The 16735-nt window shown below is 54.9% G+C and carries 14 protein-coding genes; 10 read left to right on the top strand and 4 right to left on the bottom strand.

Annotation, left to right across the window (positions count from 1 at the left end; all coding sequences use genetic code 11):
• Window positions 1–73: 73 nt before the first annotated feature.
• Both C4S72_RS04410 and C4S72_RS04405 read right to left on the bottom strand, forming a co-directional pair.
• A complete protein-coding gene (locus tag C4S72_RS04410; protein WP_104001831.1) occupies window positions 74–361 on the bottom strand; it encodes a DUF1330 domain-containing protein in 288 nt (95 codons plus the stop codon).
• Window positions 362–555: 194 nt separating this feature from the next.
• Window positions 556–1563: an AraC family transcriptional regulator gene (locus tag C4S72_RS04405; RefSeq protein ID WP_104001830.1), complete on the bottom strand. Its 1008-nt coding sequence runs from the start codon at window positions 1561–1563 to the stop codon at window positions 556–558.
• Window positions 1564–1787: 224 nt separating this feature from the next.
• On the opposite strand from C4S72_RS04405, the gene C4S72_RS04400 reads away from it, so the two are divergent.
• The 10 genes from C4S72_RS04400 (at window position 1788) to C4S72_RS25585 (ending at window position 15082) form a co-directional block, all read left to right on the top strand.
• On the top strand, window positions 1788–2972 hold the full coding sequence (locus C4S72_RS04400) for an acetyl-CoA C-acyltransferase family protein (RefSeq protein ID WP_104001829.1): 1185 nt from the start codon (window positions 1788–1790) through the stop codon (window positions 2970–2972).
• Between the two features lie 212 nt (window positions 2973–3184).
• A complete protein-coding gene (fadB, locus tag C4S72_RS04395) occupies window positions 3185–5326 on the top strand; it encodes a fatty acid oxidation complex subunit alpha FadB (protein WP_104001828.1) in 2142 nt (713 codons plus the stop codon).
• Window positions 5327–5378: 52 nt separating this feature from the next.
• Complete coding sequence (locus tag C4S72_RS04390) at window positions 5379–7157, top strand: acyl-CoA dehydrogenase (protein ID WP_104001827.1); 1779 nt, start codon at window positions 5379–5381, stop codon at window positions 7155–7157.
• A 153-nt stretch (window positions 7158–7310) separates the two neighbouring features.
• Window positions 7311–8060: an electron transfer flavoprotein subunit beta/FixA family protein gene (locus tag C4S72_RS04385; protein WP_104001826.1), complete on the top strand. Its 750-nt coding sequence runs from the start codon at window positions 7311–7313 to the stop codon at window positions 8058–8060.
• Window positions 8061–8072: 12 nt separating this feature from the next.
• Window positions 8073–9002, top strand: coding sequence for an electron transfer flavoprotein subunit alpha/FixB family protein (locus tag C4S72_RS04380; protein ID WP_104001825.1), 930 nt, complete (start codon window positions 8073–8075; stop codon window positions 9000–9002).
• A 140-nt stretch (window positions 9003–9142) separates the two neighbouring features.
• Window positions 9143–10789: an electron transfer flavoprotein-ubiquinone oxidoreductase gene (locus tag C4S72_RS04375; protein ID WP_104001824.1), complete on the top strand. Its 1647-nt coding sequence runs from the start codon at window positions 9143–9145 to the stop codon at window positions 10787–10789.
• A 578-nt stretch (window positions 10790–11367) separates the two neighbouring features.
• Window positions 11368–12309, top strand: coding sequence for a hypothetical protein (locus C4S72_RS04370; RefSeq protein ID WP_104001823.1), 942 nt, complete (start codon window positions 11368–11370; stop codon window positions 12307–12309).
• A 100-nt stretch (window positions 12310–12409) separates the two neighbouring features.
• A complete protein-coding gene (locus C4S72_RS04365; protein ID WP_104001822.1) occupies window positions 12410–13321 on the top strand; it encodes a hypothetical protein in 912 nt (303 codons plus the stop codon).
• Window positions 13322–13429: 108 nt separating this feature from the next.
• Entirely contained in the window at window positions 13430–14137 is a 708-nt protein-coding gene (locus tag C4S72_RS04360; protein ID WP_104001821.1) for a YkgJ family cysteine cluster protein, read from the top strand.
• 81 nt (window positions 14138–14218) lie between these two features.
• Window positions 14219–15082 (top strand): hypothetical protein, encoded by an 864-nt coding sequence (locus C4S72_RS25585; RefSeq protein ID WP_146071857.1) that lies wholly within the window; start codon window positions 14219–14221, stop codon window positions 15080–15082.
• Between the two features lie 239 nt (window positions 15083–15321).
• Here C4S72_RS25585 and C4S72_RS04350 read toward each other — a convergent pair whose 3' ends face one another.
• Together C4S72_RS04350 and C4S72_RS04345 are read right to left on the bottom strand one after the other, a co-directional pair.
• Entirely contained in the window at window positions 15322–15597 is a 276-nt protein-coding gene (locus C4S72_RS04350; protein WP_104001819.1) for a hypothetical protein, read from the bottom strand.
• Window positions 15594–16604: an SEL1-like repeat protein gene (locus C4S72_RS04345; protein ID WP_104001818.1), complete on the bottom strand. Its 1011-nt coding sequence runs from the start codon at window positions 16602–16604 to the stop codon at window positions 15594–15596. Before C4S72_RS04345 ends, C4S72_RS04350 begins: the two co-directional genes overlap by 4 nt.
• Between the last annotated feature and the right edge of the window lie 131 nt (window positions 16605–16735).

Raw genomic sequence — 16735 nt, 5'->3', positions numbered from 1 at the left:
CCTTTTCTTATTGTGTTCGAAATGCGTCCACTAAGATCTTTTCCAGCGGACGCAGCCTGAGCCAGTTCCGTGGTCAGGTACCTTCCACCGAAACCACACGGGCCGAGCTGCACTCGTCACGAATCGTTTTCAGCCCCTGGTAAGTGTCGCTGTAGTAGAAGCCTTCCAGGTTCTCCATGGATGGAAACTCAAACAAAACGATCCGACGCGGCTCCCATTCACCCTCGTAAACCTTGTGCGCGCCGCCGCGGGAGAGGTACTTACCACCGAACGATTCCACCACTGGCTTCACCTGGCTCATAAAGTCCTGGTAGCGCTGAAGGTCATAGATCTCTACATCGAAAATCGCGTACGCACTCATTATTGTTTTCCTCTGCTGGGCATATCACTGTCTTCATATGGCGTACGTATCCCGCACACCGAGTCCTGCCTCAGCGTAAGAAATTCCAGAGTGAGCGGTTTGACCGAAGATGAAACGGGGTTGATATCTTGTGACGCGAAAGCAGCTGCACTGAATCGGAGCTGCCTTCGAATAGAGAAGGGGCAAAAGCCTTTTTAAGACTCCTGCCGGTAGAGGCTGGGTGAAACCCCGGTCCACTGCTTGAAGGCGCGGGTAAAAGCTGTGGGCTCCGAGAAACCAAGCTCGCGGGCGATCTGCGCGATGGTCAGTGTGGGCTGGCTAAGATAGTGGATCGCGGCATCGCGCCTTACCGAATCCTTCAGCTCCTGAAAGCTGGTGCCTTCGCTACTCAGCTTGCGGCGCAGATTACGCGAGGTCATATGCGCTTCCTCCGCCACCTGCTCGATACCTGTCTGCGCCAGGTCCGACGCCTGTTCCAGATAATTCAGCACCCGCCGCGTATACACCGGATAGTAGGCCTGGCGTTTGAACCACTCCAGCGGCAGGGTACGCAGATAGCCGCCCAGCGTGCTGGTGGTCTGCACTACAGGTTCATCCAATAGCTTTTTGCTGAATGAAAAGCTGCAGATAGGCTGGTCGTAATCCACCCGGCCCGGAAACATCAGCCGGTGTTCTTCGCTGTGTGCGGGTTTGGGAAAGTCGAAGGTGACCCGCTCCAGAGTAATTCTCTGGCCGATCAGCCAGCTGGGGAAGCGGTGCAGCAGCAACAGCAGAAACTCGCGCAGGGTATGGTCGGGGTCGTTGTCCACATCCGTCAGTTTCAGGGTGAGGGTAGCCAGCTCTCCATCAACACTGAAGTTCAGCTCGAAGGCATCCGCGATCAGGTTGTAGTACTGAGCAAAGCGATGATAGACCGAGCGCAGCTTGCGGCAGTGCACCAGGTGTTTGGCCATCAGCGCGAACACACCCTGGCGCGATGGCCGGCTGCCCATGCAGATCAGCTCGTCGTCCGCGGCTTTCCATACCTCCTGAGTCAGTCGGCTCAGCTGCTCCGGTGTAATCCTCAACCCCGGTTGCTTCAACAACTGCTCGTTCAAACCGGCATTGTGCAACAGCTGCCGGGTATCCAGCCCCTTGCGCTCGGCGGCGGCGATCAGGGTGATCGCAAAGTGTATGGAGACGGAGTGCTGCTCGTTCTTCATGTCCGTTTTCGCTCAACCAAACCGGTGATTAACGCTTATACCGCGACCAATTATAGATTAAATGTCCGAATATGTTAGATATCGGGCTGTATCCGTCATTGTTGGAACCCTCCCAGAACCGGAAACTAAGCCTAAACCGATGAACCCAGAATCCTGGGCTAACAATAATCACCCTGCGACCGGCAAGGTTCGGCACCGCAGGCAGGAAGAAAAGGGTGGGTCCCATGCAGAAACGTGAAGTAGTAGTCGTCAGTGGTGTTCGTACAGCGATCGGTGGTTACGGTGGCAGCCTGAAAGGCTTTGCGCCGCATATCCTGGCCAGCATGGTTGCCGACGAGGCGATCAAGCGCGCCGGCATCTCCCCAGAGCAGATCGGCCACAGTGTTTTCGGCCATGTGCTGCCGACAGAACCCCGCGACGCCTACCTGGCACGCGTTGCCGCTGTGAATGCGGGCGCACCCGAAACCACTCCGGCCATGGCGGTTAACCGTCTTTGCGGTAGCGGTCTGCAGGCGATCCTCACCGCTGCACAGCAGATCGAACTGGGTATCACCGATGCAGTTATCGCCGGTGGCGCCGAGTCCATGAGCCGCGCACCTTACCAGCTTCCGAATGCTCGCTTTGGCCAGCGCATGGGCGATGGCGTCATGGTGGACCCGGTGGTCGGCGCGCTGCACTGCCCATTCAACAACATCCATATGGGTGTCACCGCGGAAAACGTGGCCGAGAAGTACGGCATCACCCGCGAGCAGCAGGATGAACTGGCAACCCTGAGCCACAACCGCGCCCAGAACGCCATCGAGCAGGGCTACTTCAAGGACCAGATCCTGCCGATCGAGATCAAGGGACGCAAAGGCCCAACCCAGTTCGATACCGACGAGCACGTGCGCTTCAACTGCACCCAGGAAGACCTCGCCTCCCTGAAGCCGGTCTTCAAGAAAGACGGCACCGTCACCGCCGGTAACGCCTCAGGCATGAACGACGCCGCCGCTGCCATCGTGATGATGGATCGCGAAGCCGCCGAAGCCCAGGGCGTTAAAGTGATGGCCCGCCTGGTGGATTACTCCGTAGTGGGCGTTGATCCGAAGATCATGGGTATCGGCCCGGTCCCGGCGATCACCGAAGTGCTGGAGCGCAACAACCTGGGCGTTACCGATATCGACGTTTACGAAGTCAACGAAGCCTTCGCCTCCCAGGCCCTGGCCGTTTGCCAGCAGCTGGACCTGCCGCGTGACCGCGTCAACCCCAACGGCAGTGGTATCTCCCTGGGTCACCCGATTGGCGCCACCGGTGTCGCGATCACCATCAAGGCGCTGTACGAGCTGGAGCGCATTAACGGTCGTTACGCCATGGTCAGCCTCTGCATCGGCGGTGGTCAGGGTATCGCAGCGCTGTTTGAGCGCGCCTGATCAGACCCTACCAAGAGAAACGCATTAGCAAGTTTGTACACCGGGAACCTCGTTTGATGCCCATTAGGCCAGGGACGGCTCTTTTTAGACGGCTCATTTTCCCGGCAATAACGGTTTTTAATTGTCTGCAAACCAAGAGTTAGCTCCATCCGGCAGCACGTAAGCCAAGTGGGCCGAGTGTTCTACCGCAGGCATGACTGAGGAATAACAATATGTATAACGGTCAGGCTGTAACGCTTAAATCTATTGAAAATGGGCTGGTTGAGCTGGTTCTCGACGCACAGGGTGCGCCGGTCAACACCCTGAACTCCATCGCCATGCGCGAGCTGGGCGAAGCGGTAGAGATCATCGCCGCAGACTCTTCCATCACGGGTTCGTCCATCAAAGGCTTGCTGATCAGCAGCGCCAAGCCGGCATTTATCGTCGGCGCAGATATCACCGAATTCATGAGCATGTTCGCGCTGCCCGATGCCGAGCTTCAGCAGCGTCTGGCAGAGAGCCATGCACTGTTCTCCCGTATCGAGTCCCTGCCGTTCCCGACTCTGACTGCCGTTAATGGCATGGCCCTGGGTGGCGGTTTTGAACTGGCACTGAGCACCGATTTCCGTGTGCTTACCAAGGATGCCCGCGTCGGCCTGCCGGAAGTGAACCTGGGGATCTACCCAGGCTGGGGCGGCACCGTTCGCCTGAGCCGCATGATCGATACCGCCAGCGCCGTGCAGTGGATGCTGACCGGCAAGCCGCAGAAGGCCGCTGTCGCACTGGAACTGGGCGTTGCGGATCGTCTCGCGGAAGAGGGCGAGCTGCGCGCTGTAGCGCTGGAACTGCTGCAGGCAGCGGTGAATGGCGAAGTGGATTTCCGCGCTAACCGCCAGCGTAAGCGGCAGCCGATTCAGAACAGCTCCGAAGTGAAGGCGATGGCCGCGGAGATGGCGAAAAAGCTGGACCCGAACTATCCGGCGCCGATCCAGATCCTGGAGATCGTCGCCACCCATGCGTCTCTGCCGTTCGACGAAGCACTGAAAGTTGAAACCGAGGGCTTCACCACCCTGGCAAAGTCCGACGCGGCGAAAAGCCTGATCGGCCTGTTCCTGAACGATCAGCTGCTGAAAAAGAAAGCGCGCAGCTGGAGCAAACAGGCAGCACCGGTTAAACAGAGCGCCGTGCTCGGCGCCGGCATCATGGGCGGCGGCGTGGCTTATCAGTCTGCGTCCACCGGTACTCCGATTCTAATGAAGGATATCCGCGACGAAGCGCTGGAGCTGGGTATCAACACCGCTTCCGGCCTGCTGGACAAGCAGATCGAAAAGGGCCGTCTGACCGAAGAAGCTAAACAGGCAGTGCTGGGTGGCATCCAGCCGACGCTGAGCTACGACGACTTCAGCAACGTCGATATCGTGGTGGAAGCCGTGGTGGAAAACCCGGCGGTCAAAGCCAGCGTGCTGGCCGAGGTGGAAAAATCGGTACCGGCAACGGCGGTGCTGGCCTCCAACACCTCGACCATCTCCATCAACCAGCTGGCCGAGAGCGTCTCCCGCCCGGAGCAGTTCTGCGGCATGCACTTCTTCAACCCGGTGCACCTGATGCCGTTGGTAGAAGTGATCCGCGGCAGCCAGACCAGTGATGAAACCATCGCCCGCACTGTCGCTTATGCCAGCGCCATGGGCAAAACCCCGATTGTGGTTAACGACTGCCCGGGGTTCCTGGTCAACCGCATCCTGTTCCCTTACTTCAACGCCTTTAACCGCCTGCTGCTGGACGGTGTCGACTTCGAGCGCATCGACCGTGTTATGGAAGGTTTCGGCTGGCCCATGGGCCCGGCATATCTTGCTGACGTTGTCGGCATCGACACCCTGGTACACGCCGATCACGTCATGCAGGAAGGCTTCCCGGTACGCATGGGTCACGACGGCGATGTGATTGCGGCGGCACTGCTGGATGCCAAGCACCTGGGTCAGAAAAACGGCAAGGGCTTCTACGAGTACGGCAAGGATGAGAACGGTCGTCGCTTCAAGAAGGCCTCAGAGAAGGCGCAGCAACTGATCGAAGATCGCCGCAGCGCCCAGCTGGAGCTGACCGATCAGCAGATCATCGACCGCATGATGATCCCCATGTGCCTGGAAGCCGCACTCTGCTTGGAAGACGGCATCGTCGAAACACCGGCCGAGGCGGACATGGGGCTGATTCTGGGTCTGGGCTTCCCGCGCTTCCGTGGCGGCGCCCTGCGCTACATCGACACCCTGGGCCTGGAAGAGTTTGCCCGCCGTGCGGAAGAACACCAGTCACGCGGCGCGCTTTACCAGCTTACCGAAGGCTTCAAAGCCCGTCTGGCCGAAGGCCGCTCTTACTACTGAAAACCGATGAACAAGAGCTCCAGCCAGAGCGCTGGAGCCGAGGAGAATAACAATGAGCGATTATAAACACCCGCATCAGGACGCCGAGTTTGTACTGAACGAGCTGGTTGGCTTCGACGATCTGTGCGCCGCCAACGGCTTTGACGACATCAACTTTGAACTGGCCTCCGCCATCCTCACCGAAGCCGGCAAGCTGGGCTCCGAAGTCCTGGCACCGCTGAACGTGATCGGCGACAACCAGGGCGTCAAACTGACCGAGCAGGGCGTTGAAGAGACCGCCGGCTTCAAGGAAGCGTACCAGCAGTTCGCCGAAGGCGGCTGGAGCTCCCTGATCGCCGATGAAGAGTACGAAGGCCAGGGCCTGCCCAACGTACTGTGCACCGCCGTTAACGAGATCTGGCAGTCCGCCAACATGGCGTTCGCGCTCTGCCCGCTGCTGACCCAGGGCGCGGTTGAAGCGATTGCGCACCACGGCAGCGAAGAGCTGAAGCAGACCTACCTGCCGAAGATGGTCTCCGGCGAATGGACCGGCACCATGAACCTGACCGAGCCGGATGCCGGTACCGATCTGGCTGCGATCAAGACCCGCGCGATCCCCAATGGCGATCACTACCTGATTACCGGGCAGAAGATCTTTATCACCTGGGGCGATCACCAGATGACCGACAACACCATTCACCTGGTGCTGGCCCGTCTGCCGGACGCACCGGCCGGCGTGAAAGGGATCTCCCTGTTCGTGGTGCCCAAGTTTCTGCTCGATGCCGAAGGCAACCCGGGCGTACGCAACGATGTGAAGTGCGTCTCCGTTGAGCACAAGCTCGGCATTCATGCCAGCCCCACCTGCGTCATGAGCTACGGCGATAAAGAGGGCGCCATAGGCTACCTGGTCGGCGAAGCCAACAAGGGTCTGGCGTACATGTTCACCATGATGAACTGCGCCCGTCAGGGAGTGGGTCTTCAGGGTGTCGCCATTGCCGAGCGTTCTTACCAGCAGGCGCTGGATTACGCCAAAGAGCGTCTGCAGGGCACCAACAAGGATGGCAGCCGTTTCGCCATCATCAAGTTCCCGGATGTGCGTCGCATGCTGATGCAGATGAAGTCCGCTACCGAAGCAATGCGTGCACTGGCGTTCGTCGGCGCTGCAGAGGTGGACCGCGCCGGACGCGCCCAGGATGAAGCGGACCAGCGCCGTCACCAGGCACGCCTGGAACTGCTGACCCCGATCGTCAAAGGCTGGATCACCGAACTGTCTCAGGAGATCACTTACCTGGGCACCCAGGTCAACGGCGGCATGGGCTTTATCGAAGAAACCGGTTCCGCCCAGCACTACCGTGACGCCCGCATCCTGACCATCTACGAAGGCACCACCGGTATCCAGGCACTGGACCTGGTCGGCCGCAAAACCCTGCTTAACAAGGGCGAAGCACTGGCAGAACTGCTGGCCGAGATCGAAGAGACCGTGGTTGCGCTGAGTAAGCATGAAGGCTTTGCAGAGCAGGGCGCGGCACTGCGTGAAGCGCTGGAAGCAGGCAACACCGCGCGCAGCTGGCTGCTGGAAAACGCTGCGAAAGATCCGGCCGCGGCCGGTGCTGTCAGCGTGCACTTCATGATGCTGTTCGGCTACCTCTGCGGTGGCTGGCTGATGGGCCAGTCTGCACTGCGCGCCCAGACGCTGCTGGATGCAGGCGAGGGCGATCCGGAATACCTGAAGGCGAAACTGGTCACTGCCCAGTTCTTCTCCGAGCACCTGCTGCCGCGCACCAAGGCGAGCCTGGAAACGATCCAGAAGGGCAGCGCAAGCATCATGGCGCTGAGTGAAGATCAGTTCTGATCAGCACCTTTAATAGAACGCACAGATTCGGATTCAAAAGGAATAAGAATCTAAAGGCACAAGCTGCCGGTGAATAGCCGGCAGCACCCAGAATAACAAGAGAACAAACACCCGCATGGAGCCATCCGCAAAGGGTGTTAAGAGAGGTTTAAGATGAAAGTACTCGTCGCTGTTAAGCGCGTCATCGACTACAACGTCAAGGTACGCGTAAAGCCGGACAACTCCGATGTGGATCTGGCTAACGTGAAGATGGCCCTGAACCCCTTCTGCGAAATCGCAGTAGAAGAAGCGGTTCGACTCAAGGAATCCGGCGCCGCCTCCGAGGTGGTTGTGGTATCCATCGGCCCCAAAGCATGCCAGGAACAGATCCGCACCGCACTGGCGCTGGGCGCCGATCGCGGCATCCAGATCGAAACCGAAGAGCTGCCCGAATCATTGAGCGTTGCCAAGCTGCTCGCGAAAGTAGTTGAAGCGGAACAGCCGGGCCTGGTTATCCTCGGCAAGCAGTCTATCGATGCCGACAACAACCAGACCGGCCAGATGCTCGGCGCACTGCTGAACCGGCCCCAGGGTACTTTCGCCTCTGAAGTTAAGATCGACGGCGACAGCGTTAACGTCACCCGCGAAGTGGATGGCGGCCTGCAGACCCTGAACCTGAAACTCCCGGCCATCGTTACCACCGATCTGCGCCTGAACGAACCGCGCTACGCCAAGCTGCCGGACATCATGAAAGCCAAGCGCAAGCCGCTTGATGTGAAAACCCCGGCAGACCTGGGCGTAGATCTCAAGAACCACACCCGCCTGTTGAAAGTCTCCGCCCCGGCAGAGCGCCAGGCCGGTATCCGTGTCGCCAGCGTAGACGAGCTGATCGACAAACTGAAAAACGAAGCCAAAGTACTTTAAGGGGGCGATCAGATGGCTATTCTCATCATTGCAGAACATGACAACAGCACCCTGAAAAGTGCCACGCTCAACACCGTTACCGCCGCTAGCCAGATGGGCGAAGAACTGCACCTGCTGGTCGCGGGCGAAGGCTGCGCCGCAGTTGCCGAAGCCGCTGCAGGCGTTGCTGGCGTCTCCAAGGTCCTGCTGGCCGATAACGCCGCCTATGGGCGTCAGCTGGCGGAAAACCTCTCGCTGCTGGTAGCAGAGCTCGGCAAGGACTACAGCCACGTAGTCGCGCCGGCCACCACCACCGGCAAAAACGTGATGCCCCGCGTGGCCGCGCTGCTGGATGTGGGCCAGATCTCCGACATCATCGCCGTAGAAGCCGCCGATACCTTCGAGCGCCCGATCTACGCCGGTAACGCCATCGCTACCGTGCAGTCACTGGATGCGATCAAGGTGATCACCGTGCGCGGCACCGCGTTTGACGCGGCAGCAAGCACCGGCGGTAGCGCCAGTGTAGATCGCGTGAGCCCGGCTCACGATGCCGGCACCTCCGCCTTTGTCAGTGAAGAGATGGCGAAGTCCGACCGCCCAGAACTGACTGCGGCCAGCGTAGTAGTTTCCGGTGGCCGTGGCCTGGGTAACGGCGAGAACTTCGCACTGCTGGAATCCCTCGCCGACAAACTCGGCGGGGCGGTGGGCGCCTCCCGTGCTGCCGTGGACGCAGGCTTTGTACCCAACGATATGCAGGTGGGCCAGACCGGCAAGATCGTAGCGCCCGATATCTACTTCGCCGTGGGTATCTCCGGTGCGATCCAGCATCTGGCCGGTATGAAGGACTCCAAGGTGATCGTCGCGATCAACAAGGATGAAGAAGCGCCGATCTTCCAGGTGGCGGATTACAGTCTGGTGGCTGATCTGTTCGAGGCGGTGCCGGAGCTGGAATCCAAGCTATAAGCCTCAGCCGTAAATCCGAAAGACAGTCGTCGCAATCCTTTATGCCCTGTTCTTCCCCAGGTTCAGGGCATATTTTTTGACCCGAATTGATGACCTTATATCTATAAGAAAGGCGGCAGGGATATCGCCGGGAGGTTTTTATGCGTGATTCTATGGAGTTTGATGTCGTTATCGTGGGCGCCGGCCCGGCCGGGCTCTCTACCGCCTGCCGCCTGATGCAGCAGGCCCAGGAAGCGGAAAAAGAACTCACCGTCTGCGTCGTCGAGAAAGGCTCCGAGATAGGCGCTCATATACTCTCAGGTGCGGTGTTCGAGACCCGCGCACTGGATGAACTATTCCCCAACTGGCAAGAGCTCGGTGCTCCGCTGAACACGGCCGTCACCGAAGATGAAGTCTATCTGCTGAAAGATGCCAAAAAGGGCACCCGCATCCCCAACGCCTTCGTGCCGAAGACGATGCACAACCAGGGCAACTACATCATCAGCCTGGGTAACCTCTGCCGCTGGCTGGCGGAGCAGGCCGAGTCCCTGGGTGTCGAAGTCTTCCCTGGCTTTGCCGCCGCCGAAATCCTCTATAACGAGGATGGCAGCGTGAAGGGCATCGCCACCGGCGATATGGGCGTAACCGCCGCCGGAGAGCAGGGCGCCAACTACACGCCGGGCATGGAACTGCATGCCAAATACACCATTTTCTCAGAGGGCTGTCGCGGCCACCTGGGCAAGGAGCTGATCGCCCGTTACAAGCTGGATAGCCAGTCCGACTGCCAGCATTATGGATTAGGTATCAAAGAGTTATGGGATATTCCTGCGGAACAGCATCAGCCTGGTCTGGTGGTGCATGGCACCGGCTGGCCGCTGGATAAAGACACCAGTGGCGGCTTCTTCCTCTACCACACCGAAAACAATCAGGTGGTGGTCGGGCAGATCGTTGACCTGAACTATGCAAACCCTTACCTGAGCCCCTTCGATGAGCTGCAGCGCCTGAAACATCACCCGGTGCTTGCGCGTCATCTGCAAGGGGGCAAGCGTGTCTCTTACGGCGCCCGCGCCATTGCAAAGGGGGGCTACAACTCCTTGCCGAAGATGACCTTCCCCGGCGGACTGTTGGTCGGCTGCGATGCCGGTACGCTCAACTTCAGCAAGATCAAGGGCAGCCACACCGCGATGAAATCCGGCATGCTCGCCGCTGAAGCGATCTTCCAGGCGCTGGCCAAAGGCGATGAGGGCGGCAATGAGCTGGTAGGCTATACGGATCTGTTCGAGTCGTCCTGGCTCTACGATGAGCTGTTCCGTTCCCGTAACTTCGGCCCGGCGATGCATAAACTCGGTCAGTGGCTCGGCGGTGCATTCAACTACGTGGATCAAAACTGGTTTGGTGGCCGTATCCCGGTCACGCTGCGCGATAACCACCCGGACCATGAACAGCTGAAACCGGCCAGCAGCTACCAGCCGATCATCTACCCCAAGCCAGACGGTAAGCTGAGCTTCGATAAGCTCTCGTCGGTGTTTCTCTCCAACACCAACCATGAAGAGGACCAGCCCTGTCACCTGCAGCTGGAGAACGCCGATATCCCGCTGCAGCAGAACCTGGTGAAGTTTGCAGAACCCGCCCAGCGTTACTGCCCGGCAGGCGTGTATGAAGTGATAGAGGAGGGAGAGGGCGAGCGTTTCCAGATCAACGCCCAGAACTGCCTGCACTGCAAAACCTGCGATATCAAAGACCCGGCCCAGAACATCACCTGGGTCACGCCAGAAGGGATGGGCGGACCCAACTACCCGAACATGTAGCCTTCCACCTTCGCCCCGGCATATAAATCCCTACTTTAGGGATACGGGGCGAACCTCAGAAGGTCGGCGATCCCGTCGATCTTCGCGTTATGTACCAGCCGACCACTGCTGTTCCTCACCCACAGCTGCACCCACCCAGGTCGGGCTGGTACGCCATCTCCTTGCACGAAAGGCAATAAGCGGTTCTGCTTAGCGCACAAAGCGGACTTTGCGGGAGTCACCTCTGAGCCTAAGCCGTGGTTGGCGTGTGGACAAAGCACCTCGTTTCTCTGTAATTTCATACAGTATATTTAGTGTGGATTGGTCTAGTTGCTCGTTTTTTAACCTGAGTGTGCTCATATGTTACCGGCAAAGCCCGGAAAACGGGCGCAAGTTTAAGGGATTAAGGAGCGGGGATTGTGTGATACTACGCACAGCGTTTCATACAAACGTGCATGCTCGTTTTTCACGGAGGAGAAATAACCATGATGTTTAAATATCGATATATTTCAAATGCTTATATCACCTCATTCTTTCTGCTCTCTAAACCAACGCACGCATGCTCAGTATCAAAATGTTAGAACATAAAGGAAAGTTTTGTGGCTAGTCCGAAGTACGTAATTAAAGGGAACCTTTCAGAAGCTCAGATTGAGGCAGATATTGCTTCGTACTTTTCTTGGTGCACGCCTCTGGGGAGTCCCGGACCGCTGCGATTAGTCGATGTGAACGAGCCAATCACTGGCGCAGATAAGCGATATGATGCAGGCTGTACGATTTACATGCAGTTTAAAAAATCAACAGGACTGCACTCATCGACGATTGTCCCAATTTCTAAATCTGTTAGCCGAAGCCGGATGGAAGACATCAGAGAGTATCGAGCTCTCAATAGCTTGGAAGAGGATCCATCACTGTTTTTTCAGCTCCGAAAGAAGGCTGAAAAAGCGTATCACCTTCAGCATAATGTGCTGCTTAGCCATGAAATAAAAGGTGTTTCAAGAGCGTTCTATGTAGCTCCTTTAGAGCTAGATAAATCACAATATTATCAAACGCTTTTTAACGAAGATTTCCGTTTTCATGGTGATCCTATATGGTTCAGACGCCACGCTGAGATCCGAGAGAGATTTATGGTTCGTTACCTGAATTGCAGTCCGTTTTTAAGAGAACACGTGGCTATAACACCGCACGAGCATGTCCAGGATCATAATCACTTCTATTCCTACTCACAGACAGGGACAGATATATGCTGGCATTCGCCTCAGTTTGTAGGAAGAGGTCCGAGCCGTTTGTCTGATGTGATTTCATCTATTGTGGAGAATGCAACTTCGACTGCAGGTGAATCCCTTGTAAGCCTCAAAGAACTTTCAGAATCTACGTGGAAGATTTCTCGTGAAATCGGATTTGATCTTCGCAGATCGGATGACGCACTACAAACGATTAAAGAACATGGAAAGCTTGTCGCGGATACGTACCGCATTCGTCAGTTCGTATTGCTGGCCAACACAGATAAACTCAAGAGGCTGAATGATATTGATCGTTTCTAACAATCGTAGGCACGGCGACGTCTTTTTCATTGCGGCTTTGCCTACATTCCAAAGCCACGCGTGCTGCGGGCGTTATGTATCAGATTCGAGGTCGTAAATAATGATCACCCTAAACAGCGAGCGCGGATTTGAAGATGTAGAGTCTTGGGAAGAAATCCTGCAACTTCCGGGTTTTACTATCGACCTTGATCCTGAAAAAGAGGAGCTGAAAGAAATCATAGGTAGGTATATGTTCAAAGACAAGATCAACTGTGGCCTCTCTGTGTGCCACCAACCACACGGCCGGGGCTATATCGTCACAACGAAATCCGGAAGGGTCACAAATATTGGAAATATCTGCGGTAAAAATCACTTTGGTGTGAAGTTTGATGAATTCTCCAAGGTATTTGCCCGAGCACTGACTGATTACCAAAACCGACAGACTATTGCGTCATTCCTTTTTCAACTCGAACGCTACCTCGAAGAGATTTCCAAGATGAGGGGAGAGGAGAAAGGTACCGATTGGGTGTATCGAACTAGCAGAGCTTTGGCCGAGCGGAACCAAGGTTGCCCCGACATTTTAGTGCGCGAGGTTGGTAAAATGATCCGGGCGCGAGATGGATCAATCCGTGTTCCTCGCCTAGCGACGGAAGAAGAGGTTAAGGGAATGGAGGTAATGGCTGGCAAGTCGTTGCCTCGGCCACAGTATCTCGAGGAGCAAACAGGCAATCTTAGTGGCATCGAGTGCCTTTACCATGAGCACAATATCCGAGAGATCCTAGTTCTGGATGTAGAACCTAAACTTGCAGAATTGGCGGATTTTGATGTCGATGCAGCGCCCTCGAGCGCACTCCGCTTTTGGGCAAAATGGTGCCAAGAACTTGAGGAAAAGCTGGAGCGTGTTAAAACCGCTGTGAAGGCTGGCCGAGTGCTGCTAACTCGTGAAAATCTGGCCCAGTTGTTTAAAGTTATCCCGGACCCGAAAGAGCTAACATACTTCAAGAAATGGCTGGCACAGGTGGTGGGAAAATGAGATATAACAAAGCACTAAAATTCGGTAACTGCGCTCCTGGGACCTCTATAACTTTTCTGCTCTGGCCCTTTAACGCGACGTTAGGCGGACTAAGAGCACGGAGGTCGCTTGGATAAGGAACAAGAATTTCTGTCAGGTTTGGCTGACGCAGAAGAATCAGAGGTTCAGTTTAGACTGGCGGAGTCAGCGACTATTTCGACCCTATGTGACGTTGTAGAAAATGCCGCCGACTTCGCAAAAAATATGCGAGATAAAGTCTTAGATCCGAGAACCCCTCCGATTGCGTGCAGGGCCAAATGTGATCATTGCTGCTATCAGTCTGTTTCTGTAACAGCTCCTGAAGCTTTAAGGATTGCTGAGTATCTAACTCGACGTAAGTTGAATCTGGTTCAACGGTTTATCTTCAAGCTAAGCACTTTAAACAAAAAAATTGAGGGGAAGACGCCAGAGCAGAGAGGAGCACTTAATCTGCCATGTGCATTCTTAGATAAAGGGAAGTGCCAAATATACAAAGTTCGCCCTCTGTTATGCCAGAAGCATACATCGCTTAGCTTACAAGAATGCATTGCTGCAAAGCCACACGGCTTTCCTCCAGGTAGTATTACCGAAGAGAAAGCACAGCTTGCAACGTATACAGCCATAATATCCGGCTATCGAAGTGGATTACTAAAATCTCTACCTAAAAGCTTTCATGGTAGCTACGAGTTAACTAAGGCAGTTTTAGTGGCATTAGAGACTGAGGAAGCGGCTACTTTGTGGACTTCAGGGCAAGATGTGTTCGAAGATTGTGAAATTAAATTGATAGAAAGCACCTAAAAATTGTTCAAATCGCTCGCTGGGACGGGCTAAAGGCCGCCCCTTAACCAAACGTTAGGCATGAGGAAGGAATCAGCCGAAGTGGAATCTAATAAACGCGAGTGGCATGGTACTCATCACTCTTGGAGCTATCGTCCTCAAGCGTTTCGCTGGTCAGGGGAAATGATTAGCGGGATAAATCTTTTGCCAATCGCAACAGAAATGCGTGCTTGGATGTTACAGCGAGGGCACCTATCTATTATTCCTACTCATGAAGCCCCACATAATAGCGGTTTTACGAATCCATATTCTAAGAGCGGGGTTACTTTATCGCTTCTAATGAGTAGGGTTATAAATAGCTCTCACGACTATGCGAACTTTTCTGAGTCTACAGATGATGAGACAGACTCAGAAATTGAAAGGCTTCGCCTCTATAATGAAATACTTCTATATTCCACGAGGCTATGTGAAGCCTCAATTAAACAGCTCCTATACTGCACACAGATTCCAGAATCGAGATATGGACGAATGGCATTAGGGCAATTGCTAGAGTCTCCATGCCCAGGTTGCAAACGAAAAAATGGTAAAGAACCTCATCTCGTATCTTTGGTTGGCACACTCGCACACCCATACCATCTTTGCTTAGAATTTGAGCATTGCGCCATGGATCATATGGATCTTGTCAATAAGTTGAGAAATTCACAGGCGGCACATTCAGGGATTCAAGATTTAAACATTAGAACTGCAGATATCTCGAGGTCGCAACTCCTAGAAGAAAGTACCGATATACTTAGCGGGTTTCTTCATATGCTTTCTCATGTTGAAAAATTAGAACAAAAAATGCTGATGGATTTAGAAAGTAAAGGCGAGGCTATTAATCGCCTCAAGCTTAACGGGCTTGAAGCTAAGGATTGCAACTTTAACTTGGTTCCTGGTGAGGAATTTATATTCCAAGTCGAGGGATAATTTTGCCTAACAAACTGAAGCAGTCGCTCCCGTTGGTCGCTGGAACCGCCAATACGCTGCGCTTATTTGTCGGCCCCCTGTTTGGAGCGTTTATGACTGCTCTCGCTACCGTCTGCTTCGGGCTGTGGGTTCAAGTGGTGACCGCTTATCGGCAATGAGAGCTGGAGATCCGGATGCTTAAAGTCTCATTGGTATGTGGGGGCGTGCGAGCAATTATGCACGTCCCACCCCCTTAAACATTAGTCCCGGTTGTAACCGCTGACATAGTGGTCATGGCAATCGTCGCAAACGAACCCTGAGTCAACCTCATGAGTCGCGGGCTCACCACATTCGCAGGTTGCGCGGGAGATTCGGTGTGAGCTCTGGCAGTCAGGGCAGCGCGGACGTTGCTGGTTCATCTCATCGTCGACTGACTCGAAGTCAGCCTCGGACGTGGTGCACCCGCAATCGAGACACTCAAACTCTTCCTGCTCTTCGTCAGAGCTGTTGTTATCCCATATTCGAAAGCCGCTCATGACTGCGCCCCGTTGAGAAAATCAGCGATACGAATTCCAGGATGTGGGTCAGGATTGAACTCGCTGAAATGCTCTCCCAGGATCGAGTCGAATCCGTTTGCGCGGAGAGTCTCAATGATTACGAGGCTTAGTGGAGCGACACCATGATTCGTCTGCATCATTTGGTGAGAGGTACTGCCAAGCACTTCACGAACGATTTTCATCGAGTAGTCATCACCACCGTCTATAGACAGAAGTGCGCATTGCACCGCCCCGTAGTAATCATTCTTGAAATTCAGGAACTCAGCGAGTACGCGCATGGCTTCAGGATGCTTATTTTCGTATGCCATCAGCAGGTACTCAACACACTCAACCTTGTAACCACCAGCGTTCGAGGCAAGAAACACACCGGCCAGGTACTGGGAGTACACATGACCTTGCTTCGCGAGCAACTTGTATTCCTTAATTGAGCTTTGAGGAGTCCACACAGGATGGTGCAGGAAAATTTCCTTGTCAGTGTGGTACTCATCGTTCATCGGGTCGTGATCAAGGTTCTCCGCAAAGGCGGCTTCGAACCGGGAGATCACTTTGTTGCGGGCATCACTAACCAAATCAGAATAAGAGCGGTCGTATTGTGCTTTGGCATAGGTGTCAAAAGCCGCGCCTATCTTCGTTCCTTCAGGAGCAGCTTTCAGAGCTTCTTCGCGGAAGTCTGCGACCTTGATCTTGATACCCTTGTTAGGAATCGAAAGCGTGAGCTGGGAGGTATCAAACGCCTTGGCGAAATGGTGGAACGGGTTCGGCTGTCCCATCATTCCCATGATCTCAATTTGCCGCTCAGACAGTGGGGCCTGAACCCAGGCGTCCATCTTCTCTTTACGGGTTTTAGGCTCACGGTTTTCAACGCCAACCCGAGTGCCGGGCAAGATGAAGTTTTTACTGTCAAAGATCTTCTGACGAATCGGAGTGCGATTTTTACCCAGGATTGTCAGGGTAAATTCTGGCAGGTTTGCTGACTTCGTGTTCATAAGCACGTTCTCCAAAATTGGGCTTTTTTCGACATTGTCAGGCCACTAAACAAAGTCACTGTGCCCAGTTGGGAATGTGACTCATTTACGCTGTTGTGCAGCTTGTTCGCTTTAACGACTGTTTGATTCCC

It is taken from the genome of Marinobacterium lutimaris, assembly GCF_900108065.1.
In the GTDB taxonomy this organism is placed as follows: Bacteria; Pseudomonadota; Gammaproteobacteria; order Pseudomonadales; family Balneatricaceae; genus Marinobacterium_D; species Marinobacterium_D lutimaris.
This window is presented reverse-complemented; position numbering and strand designations above follow the sequence as displayed.

Excerpts from the sequence above, each read along its gene's own strand:
- C4S72_RS04410 (WP_104001831.1), bottom strand. The coding sequence starts at position 361 with ATGAGTGCGTACGCGATTTTCGATGTAGAGATCTATGACCTTCAGCGC.
- C4S72_RS04405 (WP_104001830.1), bottom strand. The coding sequence starts at position 1,563 with ATGAAGAACGAGCAGCACTCCGTCTCCATACACTTTGCGATCACCCTG.
- C4S72_RS04400 (WP_104001829.1), top strand. The coding sequence starts at position 1,788 with ATGCAGAAACGTGAAGTAGTAGTCGTCAGTGGTGTTCGTACAGCGATC.
- fadB (WP_104001828.1), top strand. The coding sequence starts at position 3,185 with ATGTATAACGGTCAGGCTGTAACGCTTAAATCTATTGAAAATGGGCTG.
- C4S72_RS04390 (WP_104001827.1), top strand. The coding sequence starts at position 5,379 with ATGAGCGATTATAAACACCCGCATCAGGACGCCGAGTTTGTACTGAAC.
- C4S72_RS04385 (WP_104001826.1), top strand. The coding sequence starts at position 7,311 with ATGAAAGTACTCGTCGCTGTTAAGCGCGTCATCGACTACAACGTCAAG.
- C4S72_RS04380 (WP_104001825.1), top strand. The coding sequence starts at position 8,073 with ATGGCTATTCTCATCATTGCAGAACATGACAACAGCACCCTGAAAAGT.
- C4S72_RS04375 (WP_104001824.1), top strand. The coding sequence starts at position 9,143 with ATGCGTGATTCTATGGAGTTTGATGTCGTTATCGTGGGCGCCGGCCCG.
- C4S72_RS04365 (WP_104001822.1), top strand. The coding sequence starts at position 12,410 with ATGATCACCCTAAACAGCGAGCGCGGATTTGAAGATGTAGAGTCTTGG.
- C4S72_RS04350 (WP_104001819.1), bottom strand. The coding sequence starts at position 15,597 with ATGAGCGGCTTTCGAATATGGGATAACAACAGCTCTGACGAAGAGCAG.
- C4S72_RS04345 (WP_104001818.1), bottom strand. The coding sequence starts at position 16,604 with ATGAACACGAAGTCAGCAAACCTGCCAGAATTTACCCTGACAATCCTG.